Annotated in this window: 7 protein-coding genes and 1 pseudogene; 3 read left to right on the top strand and 5 right to left on the bottom strand. The window is 64.2% G+C overall.

Going from position 1 to position 12592, the window contains the following annotated elements:
• Positions 1 to 17: 17 nt before the first annotated feature.
• A complete protein-coding gene (locus DKT70_RS12775; protein ID WP_111559504.1) occupies positions 18 to 1553 on the bottom strand; it encodes an alkaline phosphatase D family protein in 1536 nt (511 codons plus the stop codon).
• Between the two features lie 252 nt (positions 1554 to 1805).
• Between DKT70_RS12775 and DKT70_RS12780 the strand changes: the two genes are divergently transcribed.
• Positions 1806 to 3131 (top strand): mechanosensitive ion channel family protein, encoded by a 1326-nt coding sequence (locus tag DKT70_RS12780; protein WP_111559532.1) that lies wholly within the window; start codon positions 1806 to 1808, stop codon positions 3129 to 3131.
• Between the two features lie 10 nt (positions 3132 to 3141).
• On the opposite strand, the gene DKT70_RS18400 is transcribed toward DKT70_RS12780, so the two are convergent.
• The 4 genes and pseudogenes from DKT70_RS18400 to DKT70_RS12790 all read right to left on the bottom strand — a co-directional run bounded on the left by DKT70_RS18400 (position 3142) and on the right by DKT70_RS12790 (position 8605).
• Positions 3142 to 5433 (bottom strand): DUF4082 domain-containing protein, encoded by a 2292-nt coding sequence (locus DKT70_RS18400; protein ID WP_233490562.1) that lies wholly within the window; start codon positions 5431 to 5433, stop codon positions 3142 to 3144.
• A gap of 9 nt (positions 5434 to 5442) precedes the next feature.
• Positions 5443 to 6006: a hypothetical protein gene (locus tag DKT70_RS18405; protein WP_233490563.1), complete on the bottom strand. Its 564-nt coding sequence runs from the start codon at positions 6004 to 6006 to the stop codon at positions 5443 to 5445.
• Positions 6003 to 7361 (bottom strand): annotated as a pseudogene (locus DKT70_RS18755) (N,N-dimethylformamidase beta subunit family domain-containing protein). Before DKT70_RS18755 ends, DKT70_RS18405 begins: the two are co-directional and overlap by 4 nt.
• A gap of 74 nt (positions 7362 to 7435) precedes the next feature.
• On the bottom strand, positions 7436 to 8605 hold the full coding sequence (locus tag DKT70_RS12790; protein WP_111559505.1) for a CobW family GTP-binding protein: 1170 nt from the start codon (positions 8603 to 8605) through the stop codon (positions 7436 to 7438).
• 416 nt (positions 8606 to 9021) lie between these two features.
• Between DKT70_RS12790 and DKT70_RS12795 the strand changes: the two genes are divergently transcribed.
• Both DKT70_RS12795 and DKT70_RS12800 read left to right on the top strand, forming a co-directional pair.
• Positions 9022 to 10344, top strand: a complete 1323-nt coding sequence (locus tag DKT70_RS12795; protein WP_111559506.1) for an MFS transporter — start codon at positions 9022 to 9024, stop codon at positions 10342 to 10344.
• 203 nt (positions 10345 to 10547) lie between these two features.
• Positions 10548 to 12569, top strand: a complete 2022-nt coding sequence (locus DKT70_RS12800; RefSeq protein WP_111559507.1) for an OmpA family protein — start codon at positions 10548 to 10550, stop codon at positions 12567 to 12569.
• Positions 12570 to 12592 lie beyond the last annotated feature (23 nt).

The raw sequence follows: 12592 nt of genomic DNA on the forward strand, positions 1-12592 counted from the left end.
GTCCGTGGCTCGACAGATCAGGCCAGCGTCGGTTCCAGTTCCGTGGACCACAGTTTCACATCTTCGCGGTCCATCAGGCTGACGGTCATCACCTTGGTGGCGGCGCTGATATCGACCTTGCCAAAGAACTGCATCCCGTCCGAGGGCGGCAGGTTCGCCTGACCTTCGTCCGGATGCTTGGCAAAGCGGACCTCGGGGCCAAAGGTGTTATCGTAATCCGACGGACCAAAGGTGCCTGCGTGCAGGGGCCCAGACACGAATTCCCAGAAGGGTTCGAAATCCTGGAACACCGCCCGGTCGGGGCTGTAATGATGGGCGGCGGTGTAATGAACGTCCGCGGTCAGCCAGACGGTGTTCGCGATCCCGCCATGCTTGATGAAGGACAGCATTGCCGCGATGTCGGCCTCGCGGCCGCGCACCGGACCGTCGCCATTCGCCCCGTTCTCCATCCCAGTTTCGCCGTCGCGGACCATCATGCCGATGGGCATATCGGCGGCGATGACCTTCCAGACGGCTTTCGAATTCGCCAATTCCCGTTTCAGCCACGCCATCTGGTCTGCGCCCAAGAAGGGCGTGCCGCCGTCTTCGTCATTGGCGGTGTTGTCGCCACGATAGGTGCGCATGTCGATGACGAAGACATCCAGCAGCGGACCATAGGCGACCTTGCGATAGATGCGGCGCGGCTCGGCCAGGTTCTGACGAGTAGGCAGCATTTCATGAAAGGCCTGACCGGCGCGGGCTGCCAGCAGGCGCGCCGATTTGACCGTATAACGGTCGTCGGCATCCAGCATCTCGTTCGGGTACCAGTTGTTGGTCACCTCGTGGTCGTCCCATTGGGCAATGACCGGCACCTGCGCGTTGAAGGCGCGGACGTTCCTGTCCATCATGTTATAGAGATGCTGACCGCGATATTCATCCAACGTCTCGGCAACCTTCATCTTGGCCTCGGTCATGACGTTCTTCCACAGCGTGCCGTCGGCCAGTTCCACCTGCTCCTGCAAGGGACCGTCGGCATAGACGGTGTCACCCGAATGCAGGAAGAAGTCAGGGTTGTGGTTCAGCATCGCGGCATAGGTCTTCATGCCGCCGCGATCCTCGTCGATGCCCCAGCCCTGCCCCGCAACGTCGCCTGACCAGACAAAGCTGACATCGCGCGCGGCATTCGGCGCGGTACGGAAATGGCCCGTGACGGGTTCAGATTTGGTGCCGTCCGACAGATCGGCCATGGTGACGCGATAGAAGATCTCCTGATCCGAGGGCAGCCCGGTCAGCGCCATCTTGCCCGTGTTGTCGGTGGGCGTACCGACCGGCAGGCGTGGCATCAGATGCGCGTCGCGAAAGCTGTCGGATGTGGACCATTCGACCCACATCTCGGCCTCGCGGTCGGCGCGGCCCCAGATGACCGCGCCGTCATGGGCGACATCGCCCGACTGCACGCCATGCGTCAGCATCGGGCGGGATGCGGCACGGACCAGCCCCGGCATCGCCAGCCCACCGGCAAGGGCGGCGGTTCCCATCAGGGCCTGGCGTCGGGTGAAGGTGATACGGGGCATCGCATGTCTCCTGTTCTTGCGGCACGGTTGACGCAGACTTGCCAGCACTGTCCGACAATGCGGCGACGGGCGGGTGACAGTGTGGTGACACCGACCCCTGTCGGACGCCGGACGCGACATTGGCCCGTCTTCGGATGACCGGCACGGGTCATCCTCCTTCGATCGGATGATACGCCCCCGGGCTTGCCAAGACCCGACGCTTTGCGCCACGCTGATCGCATGCCCCGCGTCGGGGTCGGGATGGACGACAGGATGGAGCCTCAGACCACGACCGGGCTGATCGACAGGGCGGCCGCCCTGGGACAGCTGATGCTGGATCAGATCGGTTTTCTGCTGACCGGGCTGCTGCGCCCCTGGAACAGTTATCAGCTGATCATCGCCCTGGCGCTGTTCGTCCTGGCGCATCTGCTGGCGCGGATTTTCACGCCAAGGCTGCAGGTCTGGATGCGCAGCCGCGAGGATTGGCCGAAGTGGCGGCTGCGGCTCTTGGTGCTGATCCGCCGCCGCCTGCGCGGGATCATCTTCGTCGCCCTGATCTGGATAATCGTCACCGTCATGCGCGAGGTGACTTGGCCCAGCAGATCCTATCTTCTGGTCTTGCTGGCGAACCTGACCCTGGCATGGCTGATCATCGTTTTCACCACCCGGCTGATCACGAACCCGCTGCTGCGCAAGGCGGTGCGGTGGGGGGCGCTGATCTGGGTCACGCTGAATGCGCTGGACCTGACCCACGCCGCCGCCCGCCTGCTGGACCGGATGGCCATCGAGATGGGCGAAGTGCGCATTTCGGTCCTGATGCTGCTGCAGATGCTGGCGATCCTGACGGTCTTCTTCCTGATCGCCAAGTTCCTGTCGCGCTGGCTGTCGGCGCGCATCGCCACCAGCGAGGACCTGTCGCCTTCCATGCGGGTGCTGGCGGTCAAGCTGATGCAGACGGTGCTGTTCCTGGCGGCCTTCATCATAGGGCTGCGGGCCATCGGGGTCGACCTGACGGCGCTGGCCTTTTTATCGGGGGCGATCGGCCTTGGCATCGGCTTCGGGTTGCAGAAGGTCGTGTCGAACCTGGTGTCGGGGGTCATCATCCTGATGGACAAGTCGATCAAGCCCGGCGACGTGATTTCCATCGGGGAAACCTTCGGCTGGATCAACCAGCTGGGGGCGCGCTATGCCTCGATCTCGACGCGGGACGGGCGGGAATACCTGATCCCGAACGAGGATCTGATCACCGGCCAGGTCGTCAACTGGTCCCATTCCGACGAATTCGTGCGCCTGGATATCCATTTCGGCACGTCCTACGACGACGATCCGCATCTGGTGCGCCGCATCGCGGTCGAGGCGTCCCTGACCGACGACCGGGTCCTGGCATCACGCCCGCCGGTCTGCCACATCGTGGGCTTTGGAGATTCTAGCGTCGATTACGTGCTGCGCTTCTGGATCAAGGACCCGACGGGCGGGCTGACCAATATCCGCGGCAAGGTTTTTCTGGCGCTGTGGGACGCCTTCAAGGCGCATGGCGTCACGATCCCCTTCCCCCAACGCGAGGTGCGCGTCCTGAACCCGCGGCAGGTCCAGGACTGAGGCCACGCCCTCAGGTGAAGATGAAGAAATCATCGGTCGGCTGATAAAAGACGTTTTCGGGCGCCCGCACGGCTTCGGCCAGGATGGGTTCAAGCTGGGTGTCGGGGGTGAAGGTGACATCGACCCAGTAATTGGTGTTGTTGTAGCTTTGGGTCGGAAACCCGCCCGTCCCACCCGCCGAAAAGACGCCATTGCCCGCCGAAGCGCTCAGGACCTGATCCGGACCGACGTGACCGCTGTTGAAATAGCCCGAACTGTAGGCATAGTTCTGTTCCGTCCCATAGGAGGCCACATAGATCTGCCCCGCCTGCACGGCGATCGGGTCGGGCAGCGCCGCCGTCTGCCAGCCCGTCTGGCCGGGCAGCGAGGTCACGGTGACCGATCCCAGGTTCACCCCGGTATCCGACCACAGGTTCAGGGTCCGCGTGTCGGTGTCGCCCGCATCACCCGCCCCGCGATAATAGGTCAGATGCGTGATGCTGCCATTATCGGACTCGGTGAAGCGCACGCCCAATTCGTAATCGGTCGAGTCGGCGACCGATGTCGCGGCGGGCCGGTCGGTGCCCGCGAACAGCCGCGACGCATCGGGGTCGGGTTCATTGCCGATATCGATCAGCGTGACCGTCAGCGCCTGCTGGACCAAGGCACCCTGCCCGTCCTCCACCGCGACCGTCACGTCATAGATGTTGTCACCCCCCGCATCCAAGGGCGTCTCGTGGTCGGGCGCATTGACGAAGGTCAAAAGCCCGGTCTGGGGATCCAGGGCAAAGAAGGCCGCATCCGCACCACCGGTGATGGCATAGGTCAAGTTGTCGCCATTGGCATCCGTGGCGGTCAGCTGGGCGGCGCGGGTCTGATCCTCGGCCACCGACACTTGGGGGGCCGACGTGAAGACAGGCGCCTCGTTCGCCATCATCGCGTCGGTAGTAAAGCTGAGATCGACCCAGTAATTCGCGTTGTTATAGCTTTGGGTCGGAAACAGGCCCGTCCCGCCCGCGGCAAAGACGCCGGTGCCTGCCGAGAGCGTTCCGTCCGGTCCGCTCCACGGGGACGCGAAGAACCCGCCGCTATAGGCATAGTTCTGTTGCTTGCCATAGGACACGACATAGGTCTGCCCCGCCTCCAGCGCGACGCCGCCGGCTAGGGTGCCGACCTGCCAGCCGCTGTCGCCCGCATCCGATCGGACCTGCACCGATCCCAGCCTGACCCCCTGATCGGTCCAGATGTTCAGCGTCCTGATGTCGGTATCGCCCGCATCCGCGGCACCCCGATAATATCGCAGGCTGTCCACGACCCCATCGGCCGAGGCCGTGAACCGGACGCCCAGTTCATAGGTCGAGGGATCGTCGGTTGCGACCCCCGCCGGCCCGTCCGCAGGACCGAAGAGGTTCGAGGGCCCGGTCTGGGTTTCGGTCTCCACATCCGTCACCGTGACGCTGATGGCCTGCCCGGTGGGACTGTTGATCCCGTCCGACGCGCTGACCACCAGGTCATAGATGTTGTTCGCACCGGCATCGAAGGGGGATTCGAAATCCGGGGCGAACAGGAAGGCCAGCTGCCCCGTCTGCGCATCGATCCAGAATTTGTCCGCATCCGCACCGCCGGCGATGGCATAGCGGATCGGTGCGCCTTCGGCATCGGTGGCGGTGACAAGCCTCGCCAGGACGCCGTTTTCGGGGGCGGTGAAGGTGTTCGCGCTGGCAAAGACCGGCGCGTCATTGCCGACGCTGCCGCGCGCAAAGGTCACGTCGACCCAATAATTCGATCCGTTGAAGCTGGCGGTCGGGCGCACCAGGTCGCTGCCATAGTCATAGACCCCGCTGCCCGCCCCCGCCGACATGATGCCATAGGGTTCGGCATAGGCGCTGTCGAAGAAGCGGGGGGTGGTGACGTAATTGTTCAGCGTGTCATAGGACACGGTATAGGTCACACCCGCCTGGATCTGAACGGGGGTCTCCAGCGTCGCGCTCTGCCAGCCGACCTGGCCAGGATCGGACACGAAGGACACGGTTCCGATGAGCTGGCCGTCCGGCCCCCACAGATGACCCTGGCGCAGGTCCGTGTCATTCGCATCGCCCTGGGCACGGTAATAGCGCAGTTCCGTCACGGTGCCGCCTTCGGTGGTGACGAATTGCTGGCCGATGGTCAGAGGCGTGTTGTCGATCACCAAGATGCCATCGAAGGCGATCAGCGGCGCAAGCAGGTTGACCTGGCCCGGCGGCACCGGCGCGTTGACCCTGATGATCTGCGATGGCAACGTCACGGCGTCAGGCGTGTTCAGGGAATCGTCGATGGCCCGCACCCGGATGTCCTAGCTGCCCTGGATCGATGAGCGCCAATCCAGCTGCCAGCTGGTCGTTCCCTGCGCCGCGATCCATGTCGCGCCGCCGTCCAGCGACACCTCGACCCCGGCGACGACGCCGTCCTCGGTCAGCGGATTGCCGTCGTCATCCGTCGCCGTCCCCGAAATGCGGATCGTCTGATAGGCGTCGATGTCCGTGGGCAGGGCATCGATCTGGACCGTCGCCGCCACGTCGTCATCCGAGGCCAGCGCCCGAACCAGCCCCTGCGACGCCAGAACCGCATCCGTGACACCGGGCTGGATGCCCATATCGGCAAAAAGATTGATGGTGACCTGCTTGAGGTCGGTATTCTGGATCTGGGCGCCATAGGGTTCGGAATCGTGGCGGTCGCTCAGCGCCCAGGTCCAGAAGACCGTGCCCGCGCCAAAGACGATGGCCCCGCTTTCGGCGCGATAGAGGGTCAGGTTGTGGGTGGCGACGCCCGGCGCGATGGTGTTGCCCTGGTCGATCAGGATGCCGGACCAGGGAATGGTGGTTTCCGACAGCTTGATCAGCCCCGCCGGCCGGTTCACGTCATTGGGCGAGGTGTTCCATTCATAGCCCAGGATGCCCTCGGCAATATCCAGCTGGCCCCATCGGCGATGGTCGTGTCGCGCCAGACCCGCAGCGCCGAATAGCTTTCGGGCACATCCAGCGCCCCGCCGAATTCCCCCGTCCCGTCCGGCCCGAACAGTTGCCCTGTCAGCGAATTCTCGGCGCAGTTGCAGGTATGGGGCTGGCCGGTCAGCGGTTCGTCGATCAGCGCGCCGCCTGCCAGCGGGTTGTCTTGGAACCGGATGTCGCGCCAGGTGCCCGTCCAGATGTCGGAGGGGTCGAGGTTATAGTAATCCGCGCCGGTCGCATCGGCATCGCCATGCGCCCATGTCTCCTTGTAGCAGACCAGCGTGCGGTATTCCCGACCGTCCACGATGCTGACATCCCAACGTGTCTTCCAATAGATGTCTTTGCCGCCCCAGAACAGCAGGTTGACACCGGCGTCGCGGGCCTCCTCGTCATTCAGGCGCTGGTCGCCCGATCAGTATTCGTCATGTCCCACCGAGATGAAGGACTGGTATTTCTTCAGGTAATCCGCCCCCAACCGGTCGGTATCCATCCCCGAGATGTAGGACACGTCATAGCCGTTCTGTTCCAGCCAATGGATCGCGGCGTAATCGGCGCCGAACAGGTAATCCTGCGCGCCTGCGGCGGGGCCGCCCTGCTGGCCTTCGATCCCGCGCGTGATCAGGGGCCGGTTGTAGCTGACGGCATAGGCGCGGTCCTGGGCGGTTCCCGCGGGGTCGTAGACATCCGGGTGATCGACCGTGCCGCTGGCATCGCGATAGAAATTCGCGCCGATCTGGCCATTGTTGCCGAACCAGCCGTTATAGGCATGCCATGTCGTGTCCGATGTCTGCAGCACGATGTCGGCGGGGCGGTCATCCTCGCGCACGATGAAGGGGATCTGGTTGGTGGCCCCCTCGATCGGGTCGCCATTGGCATCCAGCCGCTGCACGCGGGCCAGATAGACGCCCGACACCGCATCGGCCGGAATGTCCCAGCTGTCGGTAACCGACCAGTTGCCAGCATCGACCAGGGCGCGCGTGGCGTCGTATTCGGCATCGGGCTGCACCACGCCATCGGTGTTGACCCATCCCGCGACCTGACGCGCCACGTCTCCGCCGTAATAGCCCAGGCGAAAGATCTCGACTTGGTAATCGCTGCCGGCATTGCCATTGATGTTGATCTTGAAATCGACCTGTTCCCCGGCATTCACGCTGATATCGGTGGCGAAGCCCTCGATCTGGGACGAATGGGCGACATCCCAGTAGCTTTGTGGCGCACGCCCGTCCGTCCGGGCATTTTCCAGGGTGATCGCATTGTCGGGCATGGCGTGACCTCCGGGGAAGAACTGGTGACTGGGCGGACCGGAACACTGCCGGCCCTGGCACTGGTTAAAGACGGTCAGGCGCGGGGCATGCGCACCAGCCCGGACCCTTGGCCGATCAGTGCCGCATCCAGGTCGGCGGTGATGCGGGCTTGGTCGTAACCCGAGCCGATGAAGACCAGCTCTTGCCGGCGGTCCCCGAAGGGCGGCTGCCAGCGGTCGGCGATGCGGGCGATGGTCTCGCTGTCGCGGGGCCATTCGGACCGGGGCATGGCCGCCCACCATCGGCCCGCGGTGCCGATGGCGGCCAGATTGCTCGCAAGGCTGTAATCCATCACGCGCGCCGGGTCCGCGGTGGTCCAGAAATGCCCCTTGGCCTGCATCACCCCCCGCAACGGCCCGGTCAGGACCGCCCTGATCCGCGCCGCATCGAAGGGTCGTCGCGCGCGATAGACGAACGAAGTGATGCCGTATTCGTCGGTTTCGGGCGCGTGCTCGGCAAAGCCGTTCAGTTCCTGGAACCACAGCGGATGGCTGCGGGCCTTGGCGGCGGAAAACAGCCCCGTCGCCAGCATGTCCCCCACGGGGACCTTTCCGTGATTGGCCTCGATGATGCGCGCCTGCGCATTCAGCGCACCGATGATGCGGCGTGCCTGGGCCACGCGAGCCGGCCCCGCTGTCTTGACCTTGTTCAGGACGATGATGTCGGCAAATTCGATCTGATCGACCAGCAGCTCGACGATGGCACGCGGGTCTTTGGCGTCCCGTGACTGGCCCTGCATCCGCAACAACTGATCGCTTGCGAAATCATCGGCCAGCTTCGTGGCGTCGACCACCGTCACCATCGCGTCCAGCCGGGTCAGGTCGGACAGCCCCACCCTGTTGTCGTCGCAATATTCAAAGGTCGCGGCCACCGGCAGCGGCTCCGGGATGCCGGTGGATTCGATCAGCAGGCAGTCGAAGCGGTTCTGCGATGCGATGCGCCTGACCTCGGTCAGCAGGTCCTCGCGCAGGGTGCAGCAGATGCAGCCGTGCGACAGTTCGACCAGCGTCTCCTCGGTCATACTCAGATCCGCGCCGCTGTTTCGGATCAGGTCGGCATCGATGTTCACCTGCGCCATGTCGTTGACAATCACCGCCGCCCGCAACCCGCCGCGATTGTTCAGGATGTGGCCCAGAAGGCTGGTCTTGCCGGCGCCCAGAAATCCCGAAAGGACCGTGACCGGAAGCCGTGTCTTCGCATCCATCGCAATACCCACCCTGACCAGAACCGCGGATCGAACGTCCCGCGCAGTATCCGGCGCAAGCGGAATTCCGCCAAGGTTTCGGAAGGACCGGGCCCTTGGACATTCGCATGCACCCTTGGCAAATCGGCCACCCGGCTTCCCCATTTCGGGCAGGATGACCGCCCCGCCCCTCATCCGCAGGTCGAGCGTTGGAAACTGCCGATTGCGATGATGGGGCAGCTGCCAACCGCCCGTGATGCGGCCCGCCGGAACTTGACATCGGCAGGCGACGGGTTCAGGGGGCAGCTGCCGTTCACGATGGAATGGCCATTCGCCCCCACATGAGTTCAGGCCGGCGCGCAAGGGCTGCACGATCAGCACCGGCCATGATTGCACGGGACGAATTCCTTTCAAATCACGGGCCCTATGGACCAGCCATGACATTCAACCAACGCAATTCCCCATCCGCAGGGGCATCGATTGCATCCGACCGCCCCAAGCCAAAAAACACGCCGGCGCAGATCCTGACCGCCAGCGTCATCGGCACGACGATCGAATTCTTCGACTTCTACATTTACGCGACCGCCGCGGTGCTGATTTTCCCGTCGCTGTTCTTTCCGGGATCGGACGCCACCACGGCGCTGCTGGCGTCATTCGCGACCTTCTCGATCGCGTTCTTCGCACGTCCCCTGGGGGCGATCGTCTTTGGCCACTATGGCGACCGCATCGGGCGCAAGACCACGCTGGTGGCCGCCCTGCTGACCATGGGCATTTCCACGGTCACCATCGGCCTTCTGCCCACCTATGAGCAGATCGGCATCTGGGCGCCCCTGATGCTGGCGCTGTGCCGCTTTGGCCAGGGTTTCGGGTTGGGCGGAGAATGGGGCGGTGCGGTCCTGCTGGCCACCGAAAACGCCCCCGAGGGCAAGCGCAGCTGGTACGGCATGTTCCCGCAGCTGGGTGCCCCATTCGGGCTGCTGCTGTCGTCGGGCCTGTTCTGGATCCTGCTGCATTTCATCACGCAGGAGGAACTGCTGGCATGGGGTTGGCGGCTGCCGTTCCTGTCCTCGATCCTGTTGGTCGGGATCGGGCTTTGGATCCGCCTGTCCATCACCGAGACGCCGGAATTCGCCGAGGCCATCAAGAAGGACAAGCGCGTTTCGGTCCCCGTGGCCGAACTGTTCCGCAATCACAAGCTGAGCGTGTTTCTGGGCACCTTTGCGGCGCTGGCGACCTTCGTCCTCTTCTATCTGGCAACGGCGTGGCTCTTGTCCTACAACGTCAAGGTACTGCAGATCCCGTTCAAGGATGCGCTGCTGATCCAGATCTACGGCTCGGTCGTCTTCGGCCTGACCATCCCCTTCGCGGGCAAGATCGCGGATCGCACGGGGCGCTATGGCTTCCTGCTGATCGTCACCGTCCTGATCGGCGCTTTCGCCCTGTCCTTCGGTCCCCTGATGCAGGGCAGTGCCGAAAGCGAGGCCAGCATCTATCTGTTCGTCACGATCAGCCTGATGCTGATGGGCCTGACCTATGGCGTCATCGGGGCGGCACTGGCGGCGCCCTTCCCGGCGCAGGTCCGCTATACCGGGTCGTCGCTGACGTTCAACTTTGCCGGGATCTTCGGCGCATCGCTGGCGCCCTATGCGGCAACCTGGCTGCAGATGAATTATGGCATGGCTTATGTCGGCTATTACCTGCTGGCGGCGGCGTCGATCTCTCTGGTCTGCATCCTGGCCACGGGCCCGAAAAAGATCTGATCACGCTGTATATGTATTCCCTCTGGACCCCCGCGCAGGGATGCGCGGGGGTCTTTGCATGACAGGCAGCATGGTGCCGAAGTGGATGGGGGCAAGGGCTCCCGACCTGATCACCCTTCTGTGGGCCGGGGCGCTGATCGGGAACCGGGCAGCGCCGTGATTGTTATCTGGGCAGGATGATCGCCATATCTCAAGGAGCAACCATGCGCCGCATTTTCAAGAATACGACTGCTATTGCAGCTTGCCTGACCCTGTTGGCCCCCCATATGGCCGCCGCCCAAGTTGCAGCGGATTCCGAGGCCCAGGTTGTACCGCCCGCAGCCGAGACCGCACCGGAAACCACGCCCGAAACCGTGGTCCCCGAGGCCGATGCCGCAGCCGAACCTGCAGATGACGCCATGACCGATGCACAGGCGCCGTCAGCGGAGACGGCTGAAGGCGCCGAGGCCGAAGCACCGGCGGCGGAGATGCCCGCCGAGGATGCCGCCGCGTCGGAAGACAGTGCACCTGAAGCCGACACCGAGGCCCCTGCGGCTGACACCGAGGCCGAGCCGGCTGCCGAAGCCGCCGCCGAGGGCGAAGCTTCGCCAACCGCGGCGACTTCCGAAGAGGCCACGGCCCCCGAGGCCGAAGCAGCCCAGATGCCCGCCGCCGACCAAGCCGAGGACAGCGCCGCCGCGCCAGCAGCAGTTGGCGATGACGCAGCCCCGGTGGAAAATGCCGATCTGGATGCGGCGATGAAAGCCGAACAGGAGAGCCAGCCCGCCGCCACAGCTGAAGCCGACGCCGCCCCCGAAGCATCGGCGGAGAACACCGAGGCATCCGAAGCCGTCGACGCCGCCCGAGAGCAGGCGAGCGGAACCAATGCTGTCGATGACCAGGAAGGCACCTCCGACACGACCGAACCGACCGCCACTGCGCAGCCGCAAGCTGAAGCTGACACGGACGCCACAGCCGATACCGGCGCAGAAGAGGCCAGCGACCTAGATGCAGCAATGGCCGCCGAGCAGGAAAGCCAAGCGGCATCCGAAATGGACACCACCGCCGCTGGTGCCGACACGACCTCGGGTGAAACTGCAGCCGATGCAGAAACCAGTGCAGATGCGGCGCAGACGGCGCCCGCCGAAGGCAATGCCCAAGGCAGTGCGTCGGCTGATGCCGCCACTGAAACCCAAGCACCCAATGTGGCAGCACTGGATGAAAACGCAACTTCGGAAGTGACCGAGGAGGAAGTGACCGAGGAGAACAGCCGTTCCTCGAGCGAGGACTTCGCGACCACCGTGCAGGAAGCGGCCTCCGCCGAAAGCAGCACCAACGAAGCTTCGGATGATTCCGATGATGACAACGACCTGACCAAGGCCCTTCTGCTGGGTCTGGGTGGTGTTGCCGTGGGCGCCATGCTCAGCAACAACCGGCAGGTTCAGCTGTCGTCCCCCGACCGTCTCGTCGTGACCCGCCCGGACGGCACCCAGCAGCTGATCAAGGATGACGTCGCCCTGCTGCGCCAGCCCGGCTCGACGGTCGCCACCGAGAATTTCGACGACGGTTCGTCGCGCACCATCGTGACGCGTTCGGATGGCAGCCGTGTGGTCACCATCCGCGACGCCGATCTGCGCGTTCTGCGCCGTACCTTGGTTTCGGCCGATGGCACGGAAACGCGCCTGATCGACGAGACCACCGCCGTCGAACCCGTCGACATCGCGACGCTGCCGCAACCCGCAGCGGCCATCGAAAATTCGGGCGGCGACATGGACGAGGCATCGCTGCGCGAGGCCCTGATGCGGGAAGCCGAAGTGGACCGCCGTTTCAGCCTGAGCCAGATCCGTGACATTTCCGAGGTCCGTTCGCTGGTGACGCCGATTGACGTGAATGGCATCACCTTCGAAACGAACTCGGCCGCGATCGATGCCGATCAGGCCAAGAAGCTGACGGCCTTGGGTAACGTGATCAGCGAAGCCATTGCGGAAAACCCCAACGAGATCTTCCTGATCGAAGGTCACACCGACACGGTGGGTGACGAGGCTGCAAACCTCGCCTTGTCGGACCGCCGCGCGGAATCGGTGGCCTTGGCACTGAGCGAATATTTCGAGGTCGCCCCCGAAAACATGGTCGTGCAGGGCTATGGCGAACAGACGCCAAAGGTCCAGCAGGAAGGTGACGTCCGCGAGAACCGCCGCGTGGCCGTCCGCCGCATCACCGGGCTGCTGCAGACCGCGTCGAACTGATATGATGGCATAAAAAGCAGGGG

Origin of the sequence: Paracoccus sediminilitoris (genome assembly GCF_003259195.1) — a bacterium.
Lineage (GTDB): Bacteria > Pseudomonadota > Alphaproteobacteria > Rhodobacterales > Rhodobacteraceae > Paracoccus > Paracoccus sediminilitoris.